Annotated in this window: 12 protein-coding genes; 9 read left to right on the forward strand and 3 right to left on the reverse strand. The window is 65.5% G+C overall.

Translation table 11 applies throughout. From position 1 onward, the window contains the following. The first annotated feature begins 71 nt into the window (after positions 1 to 71). Positions 72 to 905, forward strand: coding sequence for an SDR family oxidoreductase (locus ACLIMP_RS23880; protein WP_221937383.1), 834 nt, complete (start codon positions 72 to 74; stop codon positions 903 to 905). A gap of 86 nt (positions 906 to 991) precedes the next feature. Further along, positions 992 to 1,657, forward strand: coding sequence for a response regulator (locus tag ACLIMP_RS23885; RefSeq protein ID WP_185999314.1), 666 nt, complete (start codon positions 992 to 994; stop codon positions 1,655 to 1,657). Positions 1,658 to 1,693: 36 nt separating this feature from the next. Here ACLIMP_RS23885 and ACLIMP_RS23890 read toward each other — a convergent pair whose 3' ends face one another. Beyond that, a complete protein-coding gene (locus ACLIMP_RS23890) occupies positions 1,694 to 3,028 on the reverse strand; it encodes a sensor histidine kinase (RefSeq protein WP_324699244.1) in 1,335 nt (444 codons plus the stop codon). Between the two features lie 376 nt (positions 3,029 to 3,404). On the opposite strand from ACLIMP_RS23890, the gene ACLIMP_RS23895 reads away from it, so the two are divergent. From ACLIMP_RS23895 to ACLIMP_RS23920, 6 genes are all read left to right on the forward strand, one after another. Continuing rightward, positions 3,405 to 4,043: a type IV toxin-antitoxin system AbiEi family antitoxin domain-containing protein gene (locus tag ACLIMP_RS23895; RefSeq protein WP_165913287.1), complete on the forward strand. Its 639-nt coding sequence runs from the start codon at positions 3,405 to 3,407 to the stop codon at positions 4,041 to 4,043. A 243-nt stretch (positions 4,044 to 4,286) separates the two neighbouring features. Then, positions 4,287 to 6,695, forward strand: a complete 2,409-nt coding sequence (locus ACLIMP_RS23900) for a TonB-dependent receptor (RefSeq protein ID WP_443478494.1) — start codon at positions 4,287 to 4,289, stop codon at positions 6,693 to 6,695. 537 nt (positions 6,696 to 7,232) lie between these two features. After that, entirely contained in the window at positions 7,233 to 8,333 is a 1,101-nt protein-coding gene (locus tag ACLIMP_RS23905; protein WP_324699241.1) for an MlaA family lipoprotein, read from the forward strand. A 185-nt stretch (positions 8,334 to 8,518) separates the two neighbouring features. After that, entirely contained in the window at positions 8,519 to 9,319 is an 801-nt protein-coding gene (locus tag ACLIMP_RS23910) for an SDR family NAD(P)-dependent oxidoreductase (RefSeq protein WP_054437387.1), read from the forward strand. Then, entirely contained in the window at positions 9,316 to 9,867 is a 552-nt protein-coding gene (locus ACLIMP_RS23915) for a nuclear transport factor 2 family protein (protein ID WP_324699240.1), read from the forward strand. Before ACLIMP_RS23910 ends, ACLIMP_RS23915 begins: the two co-directional genes overlap by 4 nt. Next, positions 9,864 to 10,895: a zinc-binding dehydrogenase gene (locus tag ACLIMP_RS23920; RefSeq protein WP_132469527.1), complete on the forward strand. Its 1,032-nt coding sequence runs from the start codon at positions 9,864 to 9,866 to the stop codon at positions 10,893 to 10,895. The genes ACLIMP_RS23915 and ACLIMP_RS23920 overlap by 4 nt, the downstream gene beginning before the upstream one ends. Positions 10,896 to 10,904: 9 nt before the next feature. Here ACLIMP_RS23920 and ACLIMP_RS23925 read toward each other — a convergent pair whose 3' ends face one another. Beyond that, positions 10,905 to 12,122: an MFS transporter gene (locus ACLIMP_RS23925; RefSeq protein ID WP_324699238.1), complete on the reverse strand. Its 1,218-nt coding sequence runs from the start codon at positions 12,120 to 12,122 to the stop codon at positions 10,905 to 10,907. Between the two features lie 106 nt (positions 12,123 to 12,228). Here ACLIMP_RS23925 and ACLIMP_RS23930 point away from each other — a divergent pair, with 106 nt between their 5' ends. Continuing rightward, a complete protein-coding gene (locus ACLIMP_RS23930; protein ID WP_054437391.1) occupies positions 12,229 to 12,993 on the forward strand; it encodes an AraC family transcriptional regulator in 765 nt (254 codons plus the stop codon). A gap of 112 nt (positions 12,994 to 13,105) precedes the next feature. Here ACLIMP_RS23930 and ACLIMP_RS23935 read toward each other — a convergent pair whose 3' ends face one another. Further along, positions 13,106 to 18,553: a hypothetical protein gene (locus tag ACLIMP_RS23935; protein ID WP_443478495.1), complete on the reverse strand. Its 5,448-nt coding sequence runs from the start codon at positions 18,551 to 18,553 to the stop codon at positions 13,106 to 13,108. Positions 18,554 to 18,628: the final 75 nt, after the last annotated feature.

Here is an 18,628-nt window from a genome sequence, read left to right on the forward strand (position 1 = left end):
GCCGTCCGCACGTTGGGTCCGGCGTGGAGGGTTCGAACCGAAAGGAGACCGCCGTGGCCGAAATCCAGGAAATGATCCACGAAGATGCCCTTCCGGGCGACGAAAACCAACTTCAGCCCCAGCCGGAGTGGCAACCCCGCTATCCCGGCTCAGCCCGCCTCCAGGACAGGGTTGCAATCGTCACCGGAGCGGACAGCGGGATCGGCCGGGCCGTGGCCGCACTTTTCGCGCGGGAGGGCGCCGACATCGCGATCCTCTATCTGAGCGAGGACGAGGACGCGGCGGAAACGAAGCGGATCGTCGAGGCGGAAGGCCGCCGCGCCATCACCATACGCGCCGATATCGGATCCCCCGATGCCTGCGAACTCGCGGTGCGCCAGACCATCGAGAGTTTCGGCCGGATCGACGTATTGGTCAACAACGCGGGAGAACAGCATCCCGACAAGGACATTACCGATATCACCGAGGAACAGCTACGCCGCACGTTCCAGACCAATATCTTCGGCATGTTCTTCATGACCCAGGCCGCGCGCCCACACCTCAAGGCCGGTGCGAGCATCGTCAACTGCACCAGCGTGACCATGTACAAGGGCAGCAGGGAACTTCTCGACTACAGCGCCACAAAGGGGGCGATCACCGCATTCACCCGTTCGCTTTCGGAAAACCTCGTCGGCGAAGGCATCCGCGTGAACGCAGTCGCGCCCGGTCCGATCTGGACGCCGCTCAACCCCTGCGGCGGCGCGAGCGAGGAGAAGCTGGAGCATTTCGGAGAGGATACGCCGATGGGCCGCCCCGGCCAGCCCAACGAAGTGGCGCCCTCGTTCCTGTTCCTGGCCTGCGAGGATGCAAGCTACATGAGCGGGCAGGTCCTTCACCCCAACGGCGGCATCATCGTCGGAAGCTGAAAGCGGCCTTCGCGCCAAATGCCACGGGAAATTCCTTGCCCGCCGTTGCACGGCGGGCCAAGGAGACCTTTCCGTGGAGGTAAGCAATGCGTGTCCTAGTCGTTGAAGACGATCAGCCTCTTGCCGAGGAGATTGCCCGGACGCTGCGCGCGGAAAACTTCGCCGTCGACATCGCCAACGATGGCGAGGACGGCCGCCATCTCGGCGCCACCGAACGCTATGACGCCGCCGTTCTCGACCTCGGCCTGCCCAAGGTGGACGGGATTACCGTGCTGCAGAACTGGCGCGCGGACGAACTGGACCTGCCGGTGCTGATCCTGACCGCCCGCGATGCCTGGTCGGAAAAGGTGGCCGGTTTCAAGGCCGGCGCCGACGACTATCTCATCAAGCCCTTCCGGGTGCAGGAACTGGTGATGCGGCTGCGCGCCCTCGTGCGCCGTTCGCGCGGCCATGCGGCCACGCGGATAAAATGCGGCTCGCTCACGTTCGACGTGCAACTCGGCCATTTCGAGATGGACGGGTTGCCCCTGCGCCTGACCGCTTTCGAATGGCGGGTTCTTTCGGCGCTCATGCTGCGCAAGGACATGGTCGTGGAACGCCGCGAACTGATCGACAAGGCCTACGAATACGACGCCGACGTCGATTCCAACTCGCTGGAGGTCATCATCGGACGCCTGCGCCGCAAGGTCGGGTCCGACATGATCCAGACCGTGCGCGGACGGGGCTACCGCCTCGGCCTGCCTGCCGCCTGACCGCTCGGCCCTGCCCTCGGCCCTGCCCTCGGACGCTCAGCCGGGAAGCGACAGGATCACCCGCAATCCGCCAAGCGGCGAAGCGCCGAGTTCAAGCGACCCTCCGTGCAATTCGGCCAGTTCGCGCGCGATCGGCAGCCCGAAGCCGTGGCCGTCCTCCCGCTCGTCCAGACGCCGCCCGGGGACAAGGGCCTGCTCGATCACCGCCTGGCCAAGGCCCGGGCCATCGTCGTCGATCCTCACCTGAACCTGCCCGCCGTTCCATTCGCCCGTCACCACGATCGTCGAGGCCGCCCACTTCGCCGCATTGTCCAGCAGGTTTCCAAGCATTTCGGTAAGGTCCTGCGGATCGCATTTCACCGTGAGATCGGATGCGATCCCGTTCTCGAATCTCACCCCGCGATCGGCATGGATCCGGCCCAGCGCATCGATCAGGTCCGCCACCGCCGGCGCCAGCAGGACGGCGATCCGCCCCGGCGCGCCGGGCGAGGCGGCGCGGGCGCGGCCAAGGTGATGCCGAATGGCGCCGTCGATCTGCGCGACGAGTTCGCCCAGTTTCCCGTCCGGATCGCGACCCAGATCGTTGAGCTTGACGGAAAGGGTGGCCAACGGGGTCTTTAGGCTATGCGCAAGATTGGCCACGTGCCCGCGCGCACGGGCCAGCGCGGCCTCGTTTTCATCCAGCAGGTCGTTGAGTTCGGCCACGAACGGGCGCAATTCCACCGGTTGGTCCACCGGAACGCGACCGACCCGCCCCGCCCGCACTTCGCCCAGCGCCTTCCTGAGGCGGGCCAGCGGCCTCAACCCGATGTGGGACTGCACCAGCGAAGCCAGAAGCAGCGCGATGCTCAGGCCGCCCAGCGTGACCAGCACCGGCATGATCGCGGCGCTTCGGAGCCGCTCGTACACAAGATGCGGCGCCGTCGCGGTTATCCTGATCCGACCGGCCGGCCTGTCTTCCTCGAGAATCCGCACATAGAACGGCCCGCTGCTCCCAGTCCGCAGAATCTCGGGCGGGGCGCCGAAATGCCCCTCTCGTCCGGTCGGCCCCTCTTCCCGGAAATCGATCTGGCCGATTTTCTCGGTCGAGGTGTAGACCTGCCTTGGTGTCTCGATCCGCCAGGCCCAACCCCTGCGATACTGGGTATAGGGCCCGATCTCCTGAAGCAGGGTCCGATCCACGGTACCATCCGCCCTTACGCTACGGGCGAGCAGCGCAATCTGGCCGTCCAGGCTCTGGTTGAGGCTGCGCCGGACATGCGTATCCAGCACGGCATCTATCGAGACAGTGGCCGCAACGAGCGCAATGCCCGTCAGCAAGAGACCGACGAGCAACAGCCGCCCGCGGATGGAACGCGGGATCAGCGTCATCGCCCCGTGCCAATCGATAGAGTCATGACATTCGCTTTCCCGCTTTCCGCCGCCCCTCGGCCGGCGCCATGCCTGATCGTGCCGGCACGCGGATTTGTCAAAGCTGCTCGCCATAAACTTCGGCCTCCGAACGGCTGGAACCCGAGCAGAACCGCAAGACGGCCCGGAAACCTAAACCGAACCTGAACGACAGGATTCAGCCTGCGTGTGGCTCCCGCGGGGTACTCGGCATTCCATGCTGCAATCAGCCGAAACGAATGGCCGGAAGGGAGGCCCTGCAACAACGGCACACCCTGCCCGCGGTTCGGGCCGATCGCGGCCGTCCATCGGCCAGGGGCTCAAGCAGCTTGGCAGCCTGGCTTTCCAGGAACGGCGAGTGATCCTGCTGCTGCGCGCCATGGCTGCTCCCGGAGATGCTCCTGCCGGTTCCGAACGGCATGCCTCCCCACAACCCGCGCTTCGCGAAGGCTTCGAACTTCTCGCCCGCGAAGCCATCGCCAACGGACTGTCGATCTTCGCACCGGGCTCGGCTTTCGTGAACGATGACGAACTGGCCATTCTCAGCAGGCTGACCCTGTTCCAGCGCCCGTCGCAGTCCGGCGAGTGGGAACTCGCCAACGATTTCCAGAAGGCGCTCAAGACCTGTGCGGATGAACTGGAAAACGAGGGCCGGAGGCTGCCGCCCCGCCCCCCGCTGCTTGAGGACTACACCGACCGCCACGCCTGCTTCCGCATCCGCTATGTGGACCGCGCGCTTTCCGCGAAATCCCGGGGCGATCTGCCTGTCAGGCGCCAGCCGCTGTGGGACGGACAACGTGAACCGGAACCCGGCACATTGCGCGCCAGGGCGCTCGAAATCGTGCGCCGCAACCCGATCTCCACGACGGCCCAGTTCCTGGCTGTCGGGATAACGCATCAATACCTGAGCACGCTGGGCAAGCAGGGCTACGTCGAAAAGATCGGACACGGCGTTTACCGCTACCCCAGCCGATTGAGGAAAAACGAGAAAGATTAATTAGAAACGGAGGAAACTAGCAGCCGAGAAAACCGGCTGCCGGTCGTTTTGAATTACCGCAATGAACAAGCGTCGCTGCCATATGGGTAACGGCGCCTTTTTTCGTTGCCAATTTCCATTTCCACTTCGGAAATCGGCGCGGCATTTATTTCCCCAGCAATACGATTCCCTCTTGTCAGTAACGCAAATCATTCGCATTAGCGCCCCGAACTGAAATGCATTGGCAACAAAAAGGGGGGTTTAGTGTCTCTGTCCCGTTTCCGTAACTCGACGTCCACCGCCGCGCCGGCCTATCTGGCTCTCAGCTGCGTGAGCCTCGCGGCCTCGCCCGCTCTCGCGCAGGAGGCCGGCACGGCCGCTTCCCCGCGTCTCGGCGGCGTCACCGTCACCGATACCGCGATCGAAGAAGGCAGCTACAAGACCGACAAGGCGGATTCGCCGAAGTACACCGCGCCGCTGGTGGATACGCCGCGCTCGATCACGGTGATCCCGGCACAGCTGCTCAAGGACACCGCCACCACCACCCTCGCCGATGCGCTGCGCACGGTGCCCGGCATCACGCTCGGCGCCGGTGAAGGCGGCAACCCGCTTGGCGATCGTCCGTTCATCCGCGGCTCCGACAGCCAGGCGAGCACTTATCTTGACGGCGTGCGCGATATCGGCGCCCAGAGCCGCGAAGTCTTCGCGATCGAGCAGATCGAAGTCGTCAAGGGCTCGGACAGCTCGATGGGCGGGCGCGGCAGCGCCGGTGGCTCGATCAACCTCGTCAGCAAGACGCCGGGACCGGACCGCTTCATCGCCGCTTCGGGCAGCCTCGGCAACGCCGACTACAAGCGCGCCACGATCGACATCAACCAGCCGCTGGGCGATCTCGTCGGCGTGCGTCTGGCCGCCATGTGGCATGACCAGGACGTTGCCGGCCGCGACGCCATCTGGTCCAAGCGCTGGGGCGTCGCACCGTCCATCAAGATCGGGCTCAACGGCCCGACCAGCGTGACGGCCAGCTACTACCACCTCGAAACCGACGAACTGCCGGATTCGGGCATTCCCTATTACTACACCATCAACAACGCCCCCTCCGACGTTACGGAAACCACCGGCGCCAAGGTCCGCCGGGGCGCGTACTACGGCCTCGTGGACCGCGATTTCCGCAAGACCAACGTCAACAACTTCACGGTTCGCGCCCAGCACGAATTCGGCAACGGCTTCACCCTGCGCAACACCACGCGCTACGGCGAGAGCAGCCAGGGCTACGTCTGGACCCAGCCTGACGACAGCCAGGGCAACGTCGCCAATTCCGGCAAGGTGTGGCGCCGCGTGAACTCGCGCTACAGCGAAACCACCGGCCTGCTGAACCAGACCGACCTGTCCGGCCAGTTCGAGGTCGGCGGCATCAAGAACAGCTTCGCGCTGAGCGCCGAATTCAGCGAGGAAAAGGCCAAGAACGGCAGCTACGTCTCCAACGCGGCAACCGGCGCGGCTATCGCTACCGGCACGACCGCAACGGGCGGCCGTTGCGGCACGGACTCGACCAACCGCTACAACTGCACCAGCCTGACCGATCCGAACCCGTCCGATCCCTGGGTCAGCTACGTTTCCGACGCGTCGAACGTCGTCGCCGGGATCGAGCGCAGCCTGCCCAAGACCTGGACCCTGTCGAAGACCACCACCAAGGCGGTCTCGCTGTTCGACACGATCACCATCACCGACTCGCTGCTCATCAACCTGGGCGGCCGCTTCGATCGCTACGAAACCCGCGTGAGCCCCGGTCTCGCCGTGAACGCGACCACGGACCGCAGCTGGTACGAGCGTAACGACTACCTGTGGACCTATCAGGCCGGCCTGATCTTCAAGCCCGCCTCGAACGGCAGCATCTACATCTCGACCTCGTCCGCAGCGACGCCTCCCGGCTCGTACCTGGCCAACGGTTCGGAGGGCAACGCCCTCAACACCAGCGGTTCGACCACCCAGACGCCCCAGGAACTGACGGACGCGCTCAAGATCGAGAAGACCAAGTCCTACGAAGTCGGCACCAAGTGGAACCTGTTCAGCGACAGCCTCGCGCTGACACTGGCCGCGTTCCAGACGGAAACCAAGAATGCCCGCGCCACGGACGCCAACGGCTTCGTGTCCTTCATCGGCGAACGCCGGATCAAGGGCATCGAACTGAGCTTCAACGGCAACATCACGCCCGAATGGAACGTCTTCGGCGGCTATACCTACATGGACTCCAAGATCGTTGACGGTGGCTTCACCGCAACGAGCGGCGTCTATGCGCCCAGCGTGAACACCGGGAAGCGCTTCCCCAACACGCCGGAGCACAGCTTCACCGCCTTCACCAACTACAAGGTCACATCAGCCTTCACCGTGGGTGGCGGCGCCATCTACATGGGCAAGGTCTACGGCGGCTATTCCGACAGCCGCAGCGTCCAGAACGGCGTGGTCGTGATCTCGAAGGAGCTGGCCCGCTACGCTCCGTCGTACTGGCGCTTCGACGGTAACGCCTCGTACAGCTTCAGCGAGAACTTCCAGCTTCAGGTGAACGTGCAGAACATGTTCAACAAGCGCTACTTCGACAAGGCCTATGCCTCGCACTACGTGAGCCAGGCAGCCGGTCGTACCGCGATTGCGACCCTGAACGTCAAGTTCTGATCTGGAACCGGGTCCGCTCCCATCGGGGCGGGCCCGGCCCCATTCTTTCGGCGGTCCAGTCGGACCGCTCGTTCCTGTTCTTCGGCCTGATCCGGCGCGGCGGCGCGCCCCGCATCGGCCTGCTGGCCCGCGAAGACAGCGATAACGATCGCATGGCCGGTGCCCGGCCGCGCGATGTGCGAGGCCCCGTAACACTTACCATACCCGCCGATGGCGGAGAGATGACCTTCAGCCAGGAGGCCGATGGCGAGGAACGGGCTTCGTCGGCACCGTGATCGGACCCGATGTTTCGGATCCCAGGGACAGGTACTGAACGCTCGTGGCGAAAATGCCACGAATGGCGTGGGTTGAGCGACAGGCGGCCCGCGCGAGAGGGTCTGATCAATTGACGAAAGCGGCAATCCCGCCTAGCCGCGAATGCAGCGGCAGTCATTGAATGCGCCAAATACCGGCGCCCCCTTGCGAAATCGCAAGTGCGCCGCGAAATCAGGATGGCCGCCCTGCCCCCCTCGCACGCGGCCCACGAAGGACTGTTGAATGAGCCTGTCGGCCGTAGCTGTGGCATTGATGTTTGGACAGGCAGCGCCTGATGCGCCCGCGAATGTCGCCGCTCTTCCCTCTTCCGATGTCGCAGTGGCCGGTTCCACTCAGCCGTCACCGGCCGAACCCGGTGCAACAGGCGCCGCCACAGCTCCCGCAGATCCGGCAGCTCCGACAATTCCCGCCACGCCGGCCGATGCGACCGGCGCAGCCCTTCCCGCACCCCCGGCTGGAAGCGAAGGCACTCCGCCCGGCGATGAAGAATCGACCATCGTCGTCACTGCAGGGTCAAACACGCCCGGAGACCCGCTGGAGCATCTCAACGCCCAGTCGTTCCAGGCCGTGCAGGCCGTTGACAAGGCGGTGGTCGAGCCGGTCGCGAAGGCTTACAACAAGGGCCTGCCGCGCCCCGTCCGCAAGGGTTTGCGCAACTTCTTCTCAAACCTGGGCGAGCCGGTGGTGTTCGCCGCCTACCTGTTGCAGTTCAAGCCCGGCAAGGCGGCGGAAACGGCGGGCCGCTTCGCGATCAACACCACGCTGGGAATCGCCGGCATCATGGACGTGGCGAAGCGCAAGCCGTTCAACCTGCCTTACCGGCCGAACGGCGTTGCCAATGTCCTGGGCTATTACGGCGTCGGGCCGGGGCCCTACATGTACCTGCCCATCGTCGGGCCAACCACGCTGCGCGACATCATCGGCGACACCGTGGACAAGTTGCTGCTGCCTGCCGCGGTGGGCAAGCCGTTCAACAAGCCTGCCTTCGTCATCCCCGCCACCGTGCTCGCGCAGCTCGGCGAGCGCGCGGCCTTTGATGAGACGATCGGCGAAATCCGCAAGGACGAAGATCCCTATACGACTTACCGCGACCTTTACCTGAGACAGCGCGCGGCCGAGATCGAGGCGCTGCACGGCCGCCACCTTCAGAACGTCGTTCCTGTCTACGGCCCGGCACTGCCCACGCCCGGCGGCAAGGAAAGCCCGGCGCCTGAAAAGGCACCCGAACCCGGCCCCGGGCAAACCCCGGCGCCTGCCAGCCCGCCCGTGCCGGCTCCTGACGCGAATCCGGCTCCGGCTGCGGCAGTTCCCCAGAACCAGTGAGCCCTTGCCGGCGCGGGGGAGTTCCTCCTCAACGCGCCGGCGATCTTCTTCCTGCCCGCATCGTTTCCACCCCATCCGATCCGCCGCATCCGATACCATCGCTGCGATAGGACGACAGAAAGGCGCACCGGCCGGCCTTGCACAGGCAGCCAGGAAAGCGCCCTGTAACGGGAGGAGCGAAAAGGTTGGACTTGCATGCACGCTATGGCCCCTGGGCCCTGATCGCCGGTGCCTCGGAGGGGACCGGCGCCGCCTTTGCCCGCCAGTTGGCGGCCCAGGGCTTCAACCTCATCCTCGTTGCCCGCAGGCTTGCGCCGCTGAACGAACTCGCTGAAACGATCCTGACGGAGCATGGCGTAACCTGCCTGACGGCCTCGATAGACCTGTCTTCCAACGACGCCGCCGACCGGCTGCTCGAACTGGCCGAAGACCGGGAAATCGGACTGCTGATCCTCAATGCCGGGGCCGACGCCAATGGCGCCCCGTTCCTCGACGGCGCGCTGGCCAACTGGGATGCCCTCGTCATGCGCAACGTGATGACCGTGATGCGCGCCTGCCATCACTTTGCCGCCCCGATGCGCGCGCGCGGGCGTGGCGGCGTGATCCTGTGCGGTTCCGGCGCCTGCTACGGCGGACTGCCCGGCATCGCCGCCTATGCGGGAAGCAAGGCCTTCGACCTCGTCTTCGGCGAAGCGCTGTGGGCCGAATTGCAGCCGCATGGGGTGGACGTGCTCAACCTCGTGATGGGCCGCACGGACACTCCGGCCCACCGCGAACTGCTGGCCCGTCAGGGAAAAACGCTCCCGGATGGCTGCGCCTCGCCTGAAGACGTGGCGGCACTGGGGCTCGCCCGCCTGCCTCATGGCCCGATCTGCAACTGGGGTCTCGCTGACGAGGACGCCGGCTATGCCGGAAGCTCCGCCGCGCAGCGCCGCAATCGTATCCGGCAGATCAGCGCCGCCATGGCCGGTCAGGAGGCAGAATGACCGACAGCGACGAACGGCTTCGCGAACTCGCGGACAAGGACGCAATCCGGGACCTGATCCATGCCTACTGCCGCGCGGTGGACCGTCTGGACATCCCTCTCGGCCACTCGATCTGGCACGAGAACGGCCATGCCGACTACGGCGCCGATTACTATCAGGGTCCGGGGCGGGGCGTGATAGACAGGATCTGCGCGGACCACCGCAACCTCCTGAGCCATTCCCATCAGGTCACGAACATCCTCGTCGCGCTGGCCGGAGACCGCGCCGGAAGCGAAGCCTATGTAAACGGCACAATGCGCACCGAGCGGGATGGAAAGCTCTACCAGATCGCGGTCTGGGGCCGCTATTGCGACAACTGGGAGAAGCGGCTGGGGAAATGGGGGCTGGTCCATCGCCAGGTCGTGTTCGAGCACGAGGAAATCCGCCCCGTCACCGCTTTGGGACACAGCAACCAGGGCCGCCGTGACGGTTCGGACCCCTCTTACGCCGCCCTGAAGCTCGACCCCGCACGCTTTCCGGCTTCCATCCATGAGGAGAACCAACGATGAGGGCCGCATTTATCGAAAACGGTCAGGTTCATGTCGGCGAAGTTCCCGACCCTGTTCCCGGCAAGGGGCAGGCGCTCGTCCGCACGCACAGTTGCGGCATGTGCGCATCCGAAGCGCATTTCCTCCATGCGGGCCAGAACGTCATCGACCTGTCGCGCCAGTTCGGCGGTCCCTATGCCCGCTTGGACCAGAGCAGGCCCTTCGTCCCCGGCCACGAATACGTCGGGGAAGTGATAGACTATGGTCCGGGCAGCGAACGCCGGATCAGAACCGGTCGCCGGGTGACTTCGGTACCGATCATGCGCACCGGCGGTGCCCATGCCGTAATCGGCTTCAGCCACGATTGCCCGGGCGGCTTCGGCGAACTGATGCTGCTCGATGAAGCCATGCTCCTCGAAGTGAGCGACAGCCTGGAAGACGATCTCGCCGCCATGATCGAGCCGCTGGCAGTGGGCTTGGAACATGCCCGGCGCGGCCGCCCGGAAAAAGGCGACGTCCCGCTCGTACTGGGCTGCGGCGCGATCGGGCTGGGGGTGATCGCCGGACTCAAGCTGGCCGGTATCGGACCGATCGTCGCGGCCGATTTCCACCCGGCCCGCCGCGAACTCGCCCTTCGGATGGGGGCGGACCTCGCGGTCGACCCGCGCGAAACCGATCCTTACGGCGCATTGCCGGGGCTGGGCGCTAGGCGGGTGAACCTCGTCTACGAAAATGTCGGGCAGAAGGGCATGCTGGCCCGGATCATCGCTTCTGCACCTTTCGACGGCCGGATCGTCATGGGCGGATACTGCATGGAGGAAGAGGCGCTCTTCGTTTTCGCCGCCCAGAACAAGCGCCTCAACATACAGTTCGCGGGCGGGGAGGAGCCTCAGGACATGGAGCTTGCCATGCGCGCCATCGCAGACGGCCGCATCGACGTGCGGCCGTGGCTGGGCGAGAAGATCGGCATCGGCGGGGTGGCGGATGCGCTTGCGGCGATGTCCGGCCCCGGTGCCCCTATCCGCACCGTGGTGGACCCTCGCCTCTAGGCGGCCGCGTCAGGCCGGGCGCCCTGCCTTGCCGGGATCGGGAAGCAATGCTGTAAGCAGCCCGATCGCCGGCAGGAAGGTACAGACCTGATAGACCGTGTCGATGTCGGTCCTGTCGGCAAGCCAGCCCAACGCCGCGGCGCCGATACCGCCCATCCCGAAGGAGAACCCGAAGAACAGGCCCGAAATCATGCCGACCTTACCGGGCACGAGTTCCTGGGCGAAAACCACGATTGCCGGGAATGCGGATGCCAGGATCAGCCCGATCGCCACGGTGATCGGCCCCGTCCAGAACAGGCTGGCGTGGGGCAGGAGCAGCGTGAACGGCAGCGCCCCCAGGATCGAGAACCAGATCACGTACTTTCGCCCGAAACGGTCGCCCAGCGGGCCTCCCAAGATCGTCCCCGCCGCCACGGCCGCGAGAAAGGCGAAGAGGTGGAACTGGGCGTTCTGCACGGAAAGGCCGAAGCGCTGGATCAGGTAGAAGGTGTAGTAGCTCGTCAGGCTGGCGAGATAGACATATTTCGAGAAGATCAGCGCGAGCAGGATCGCGATGCCGCGTGCGGCCTGCCCCTGCGGCAGGCTTACGCCCTCGGCGATCTTGCGGCTGGCAGCCAGACGCCCCAGCCCGTGATTGCGATACCAGGCCGCGACGTTCCACAGCACCGCGCCTGAAAGCAGCGCCAGCAGCGCAAAGAATGCCAGGCTGGACTGTCCCCACCGCACGACAACCAGCGCAGCCGCCAGCGGCCCCAGGGCCTGTCCGGCGTTACCGCCGACCTGGAACAGCGATTGGGCAAGACCATGGCGCTGCCCCGCCGCCATGCGAGCGACGCGGGAGGATTCCGGATGGAAGACCGAAGACCCCATGCCGAGCAGCGATGCGCCCACCAGCACCAGCCAATAGACATGTGCCGCCGAAAGAACCGTGAGACCCGCAAGCGAGAAGAGTGTCCCGCCCGGCAATGCCAGCGGCGTCGGCCGCTTGTCCGCATAGAGCCCCACCAGCGGCTGAAGGATCGATGCGGTGATCTGGTAGGCCAGCGTAACCAGCCCGATCTGCCCGAAACTGAGGTGCAGATCGGACTTGAGCGCCGGATAGATCGCGGGAAGCAGCGACTGCATCATATCGTTGAGGAGATGGCAGAAACTGATGGCGACGATGACGCCGAACACTGTTCCGTTCATGGGTTCTGCCGATCCGGTTGCCGGTCTGGTTGCCGCCATCCTCTTTCCTCTTCCCGTTTCATCTTGATCAAGGGATGCGCATAATCGCTTCCTGAATGTCCCGCTTCGACATATGGGTCATTCATCTTTGATTTCAGGACAACCGATGGAACAGCGGCATCCCGACGATTACGAGGACGTCCCGAGACAGGTCGTCGGCATCGGCAATGATTATCCGCCCTCGTTCGAGCTTGCGGAACATCGCCACCGGCGCGGCCAGTTTCTTTATGCCGCCAGCGGCGTCGTCGCCGTGAGCACGCCCGAAGGCGCCTGGGTTGCGCCGCCCGAACGCGCCGTCTGGATTCCGGGAGGAACACCCCATACCGTCCGCATGGTAGGCGCGGTGCAGACCCGCAGCGTCCTTATCGACCAGACCGCCAGCGCTACGCTGGCACGGACCTGCCGGGTCGTCGGCGTTTCCCCCCTGCTCCGGCAACTCCTTGTCGCCGCTTCGGAAGTGCCGATCGAGTATGAAGAAGACGCGCGCGACGGGCTGGTCATGCAACTGCTCGTCGCAGAGATCGCTCGCGCGCCGGTCATCCCGATCGTTGTGCCGTTTCCCCGTCATGCCGCGCTCGCCCAGCGATGCCACGCCTTCCTCGAAGCTCCCCGAGCAACCGTGACGATCGATGAATGGGCCGATGCCCTGGCCATGAACCGTCGGCGCTTCACGCGCCTGTTCCGAAGAGAAACGGGCATGAGTTTTGCCGAATGGCGGCAGCAGGCCTGCCTCTCGGCCGCGCTTCCGAGGCTTGCAGCGGGCGACGCCATAACCGTGATAGCACTGGACCTCGGCTACGACACGCCGGCCAATTTCTCGACGATGTTCAAACGCGTGCTGGGCATTCCACCAAGCCGCTATCGTCAATGAAGTCCGCTTCGGCGCCGACACGCTCCGGCGCGAGGACGGGGCCAAAGAAAGAGGGCCGAAGCAATGCCCCGGCCCTCCTTTCGTGCTCAGGCCGGGACAACCGGCATCCTGCTTACCAGCGAACGGAAACGCCCGCGCGCGCGGCAATGCCACTGGTTCCCGAGCCGGTCACGCCATCTACCTTCGCGAAAGCGGACAAGCCCTGCGAGGAGCCCTGGATACCGGCTTCGAAGCGTGCGCGTCCGCCTTCCGAGGCATCCCGGAAGAGCAGATTCTCGCCGCCAGACGACAGCGTCGCCTCCGGACGGCCGTTCATCTCGTCTTCCCAGTTCGCGCCGACATAGGGCTGCAACGTCCAGCCGCCCGCCTTCGTTTCCACGCCTGCGCGCAGGCCGGCGCGGCCGTAGAAGCTCTGGACATGGTCGAACCGGGCACCAACGCCGCTCTGCGCGCCGCTGAAGCCGTCGAGGTCGGCGTCGCTCCACGAAGCGCTGGCCGAAGGTTCGAAGAACACCGCACCGCTGCGGATGTGGTAGCCTGCCTCGACTTCGACCCCATAGCTCGTGCCGTTCGTCTTCGGCGCAGCGGCACCGTTGCCGAAATCGTACTTGATCGAATAGCGATCGAGCTTGGCCAGCGCATGGGCGAAGAACCCGTCCGCACTGCGATAGCGGGCGTAGAGGCCCACGTTGCCGCCATCGATCTTGATACGGTCACCGCTCGCCTTGACCTTGCCTTCCTGCGAAACATAGCCGCCGGTCACGCCAAGGCCCCAGCCGGTGCCATCGCTGCCCTTGCCCCAATCGAGGCCGAACTGGCCGCCCCACCAGCTGTCGCGCATGTCGAGGTTCGGCGCGAAGCTCGTGGCCGTGCCCAGCACGGTTTCCGAGTAGATCGGACGCGACCGGTTGGTTTCGCTGCCACCGAGGACCTGACCCCAGAGCGAAAGGCCATCCTGCCGCGCGAAGGCGCGCATCTGTTCCGACCAGGCGTCACCCGAACGGCGCCAATAATGACGCACCTCGGCACCCGTGCGGATGAGTTCGAAGGCTTCCGCGCTGGGAACGCCCACGAGATCGAGGTTGCCGTCGCCATCGGTCATGAGGCGGTAGTCGACGAAGCCCTTGTTGATGCTGCCGCCTTCCAGAACGAAGGCGCCATTCGCCACGGAATCCGCGTTCACCAGACGGATGCCGTCGAAGTTGAAGCGCGCTGCCGCCGTGCTGCTGAGGTCGGTAATGGACAGCGTGGTCGTTCCCGAAGCCGCACCGACCGTCAGCTGATCGGCGGACTGGGCCGCGCTTGACCCCACGGCAGCGATGCCGAGGTTGGCTTCGAGCACCACGCGCGAATTGCCGGAACCGACGAAGGCCGCGTCGCCAAGGTTCAGAACGTCACCGGTATGGCCGTTGACGAGGCTGATCGTGCCGGAATTGCGGAACGTGGTGAGGCCGGTCACGTTCATGGTTGCCGCTGCCGAAGCGGCGGCATTGACCTTGAAGGTGCCGCTGTTGATCAGCGTGGCATCGCCGGTGAAGGTCGTGTCTCCGCCGTGAGCGTTCCACGTACCGCTATTGGTCAGCGTGGTGGCGGCGGTATCGAAGGTCATGTAGCCGTCGACCGTGCCGCTGTTGGTCAGCGTTGCCGCACCGCCCGAAAGCGCGACGGCATGGTTGCTGTCCGCCCTGACCGTACCTGCAAGCACGACATCCTGGCCGCCTTCGGCATCGGAAGACAGACCGAACGTTCCGCCCTGGAGCACCGCATTGCTGCCCAGCACCACATCGGCGCTGCCGCCCGTGGTGATGACGAGACCCGCGCCCGTCCCGGAGACCGTGGAACCGGCACTTGCGAGGGTCGCCGCGATATCGCCGGTGGTTGACGTGAGGCTGATCGCATCGCCGGATACGGCCGAGACCTGTCCGCTCGTCAACGTGATCGCGCCGCTGTCTAAAACCGCGACGACACCGCGCGATCCTTCGCCCGAAGCCGTGACCGTCTGCAGCACCAGGGTCTGCGCCCCGCTGCCGGTCTGAACGCTGATGGCGTCCGAACCCGCGCCGCTTGTCGTCACGGCGACACTGCCGATGGAGATCGAGCCGGTGCCCGTCGCGGACGCCGCGATGCCGAGCGAATTCGCGCCCGTCGTCGAGATCGTGCCGAGGTTCGTGAGCGTGCCGGCGCCGTCGATGACGGTGAAGTCCACGGCATTCGAGTTATCGCCCTGGGTCGAAACGCCATTGGTCGTCTCATCGGCCGCCGCAAGCAGGAGGGCAGGCGCCGCGGATTGACCGAGAACGAGCGAAACCGCGCCCGACTGCGAACCCTGGACGGTAACGCCGGCGGCATCGTCGCCATCGGTGGTCACGCCGGCGATGACTGCGCCGATCGTGCCCGTTCCGTCAGCCGCCGTCTGCACGAGGCTCACGCCCTGGACACGATCGCCCGAGGCCCGCACGTCGGCCAGAGTGACATCGATGGCGCCATCGGACCCGGTGCCTTCCACCGAAACGGCAACACCGGTGCCGAACTGCGTTTCCGAAGCGATCACGCCGGTTCCCACCAGTTCGATCGATCCGGCTCCCGAAAGGCTGACGCCAACGGTATCGCCAAGCCGCGAGACCGTCGACACATTGCCAACCGTGACGCTCTGGTCGCCCGACATGCCGATCGAGCGAATGGCGTGAGCGTTGTACTCGCCCGATACGGAAACGTCTCCGAGATCCTCGATCAACAGGTTCGTGCCGTTCGTGGCCCAGATGCCGCCGGCACTGGTGAGCGAGCTGGAAACCGTGAGGCCTGCCGGAGCGCGCACCGTGGCCGTACCCGTGCCGTCGAACAGGTTGACGGCGTTCGCCTCGCGGGCTGCCGTTACCGTCACCGTATCGCCGAAGGTAATGGTCTGGTCCGTTCCGCCTACCGCGAGCACGCCCAGTGCCGCGCCATTGGCGCTCGTTGCCGAAACCGCACCGTTCGCCGCGAAGGTTACCGCACCGGAATCGCCGTAGAGTTCCACCGCGTTGGACTGGCCATCAGCCGAAACCGTAACCGGCCCTGCAACCTCGATCGACTGCGCGCCGGAAGCCTCGATGTAGATGCCCGTCGCCTCGCCGCCGGTCGCGGTGAGAGCGTTCGTCACGGTAAGCGCGCCGCCCAGCGAGATGTCAGCGTCGCCGTTCAGAGAGGCGGTCAGACCTTCGGCCGCGTCTCCCGCCGCCGAAACCGTCATGCCCTGAGCCAGAGATACGGTCGCATCGTTACCGGAAAGGTTGACACCATTGGCATAGTCCCGTGCCGCCACGTCGAACGCGCCGTCCACCACGAGGCTGGAACTTTCGTTCGCGTCGGCCTGCTGCACGCCATAGGCATAGCCATTCGGCGAGGAGAGCGAGAAATCGCCGCCGATCGCGATCGACTGGGTCTGCCCGCCCGACTGGATGACGCCATCCTGCAGGTTCGTGCCGGTGAAATCGCCGGCAAGTTCGAACGACACCGCGCCGGTCCCGTTGAACTGGACAAAGCCGTCACCGAAATTCGCGGCCGAAACAACCAGGTCGCCATCGAACCGGGCGCTCTGCGACGTGCCGCCGATCATGTAGCCGCCCAGAGCCGCTCCATCCGTGGCAGTGACTGCGAAATCCTCCGCCGAGGTCAGCGTGAGGGCGCCGGAGCCCTGCATCACGACACCGGCAGCCTCGCCCGATGCCTGAACCGAGAGCCCCTTCGAAAGAGCCACGGTTTCGTCCGTACCGGAACCGATGTAGATGCCGGTCAGATAGCGCCCTTCGCCCGTGCTGGTGACGCCGAAAGTGTCCTGCGCTGCGATGGAGACGCTGCCCTGCGCGCCTTCGGACCAAACGCCGCGCACATCGCCTTCGCTCGTCACCGTGAAGGCATCTTCCAGCGTGACCGCGTGGCTCGAACCGCCGCTCAGCAACACGCCGTCGGCATCTCCGATGCCGCCGTCAACCGAAAGCGCACCCGAGCTGGTCAGTGCGATTGCTCCCGAACCGTCCGTGAGCCGGACGCCCGTTGCACCGTCGGAGCCGGTAACCGTAGCGCCATAGGCCAGCGAAACCGTCTGATCCGTGCCGTCTGCCAGGGCGATGCCGTGTGCATCGCCGGCCGTGTTGGTGACACGGAACCCATCGCCCACGGCAACAGTCTGCGCGCCCGTCGCGCCCGAAGTCGCGATGCCCATGGCCGTGCCACCCGCTGCGGAAACCGCAAGCGTCGCGCCGCTGCCCAGTCCCGGCACCACGGAGATGCCGACCGTGCTGCCGCCTTCCACGGAGATGCCGGTGGCACCGCCGCCCGTGCTGCTGACCGAGAGACGCGCGCCCGTGAAGTCCACCGAAACGCCGCCCGTGGCGCCGCTAAGCAGCACCCCGGCGGCCTGGCCGCCCGCGTTTACCGCAACGTCGCCGGAATAACCGATTCCGCCGACGATCGCCGGTTCGAACGAAACATCCTGCGTCGTTCCGCCGGAAACCGACACACCGGTCGCATCGCCGGTCGCTGTTACCTGCACATATTGCCCGGTGCCCGAAACGCTTACCGCACCGCTCGCATCCGTCACTTCGAATCCGGTGGCGTCAGCGCCGGAAACGCTGAAGGTGCTGCCGGCACTGGCGCGGGTTGCCGCCATGGCGACATCGCTGCGCTGGGCAGCGGACATGCCGACGGCGGCCCCACCCTGCGACGTGACAGAAAGAACGCCGGTATTCGTCAGGCTGGTGGTGCCGACAGAGCCCGTACCCACGGCCACAAGGCCCGTCGCGCTACCCGTGCCGGACGAGACCGTCAGGTTGGCGTTGTTCGCGATTGCGAGGTTGCCGTCACTGGGGGGCGAGCCGATGCCGATGGCGTCACCGTCCGTCGCGGTCACCGTCACCTGGCTGGCGTTCGTCAGGGTGACGGTGCCTCCGCCAAGGCCCATGCCGCCGAGGCCGTAAGCGACCGATCCCGCTGCGCCCAAGGAATTCACGGTAACGATGCCCTGGTTCAGCACGTTGCCGTTCTGACCGGTTATGGCAAGGCCCGCAACTACGGGAACGGACGAACCCGACGGCTGCGTTACGGTGATCGTGCCGTCGCTGGCGTTCGTGATGGAGGCCATGCCCGTACCGCTCGCCAGGGCGGTCGCACCCAGTGCACCGGTTGTTACGCGGCCGTGATTCTCGATCACGGCATCGCCGGTTCCAAAAGTCTCTGCTTCCAGGCCGGTCCGGGAGGCATTGATCCGCGATCCGTTGCGCGCAGTGATCAGGGCATCATGATCGGCCGAACCGGAGACGCTTACGCCCGTGTCATTCGTCGTCGCATTGACCAGGACGGTCCCGTAGAGATCGACCTTGAGATCGGCAGCCGTCCCGTAGATCGACTGGTCGTAAGAGATTCCGTTCTGGAAATCGGTCGAATCCGAAATGCACGAAGCAACGTTCGGGCTGGCCGAAGTGTTCGGAACGCCGCATTCGCCGCTGGGCAGCGCCATCGCGACACCGGGTGCGATCATCACCAGAGTCAGCGCCGACGCGCCGGCCATGAGCTTGGTCTTCAAGGCAATTCTCCTGTTAGCGCAATTCTGTGGGGCAGGTCCGCGCGGACCTGCCCGAAATCGAGGGGAAGCTGGAAA

The organism is Novosphingobium aeonii (assembly GCF_052279045.1).
Taxonomy (GTDB): domain Bacteria; phylum Pseudomonadota; class Alphaproteobacteria; order Sphingomonadales; family Sphingomonadaceae; genus Novosphingobium.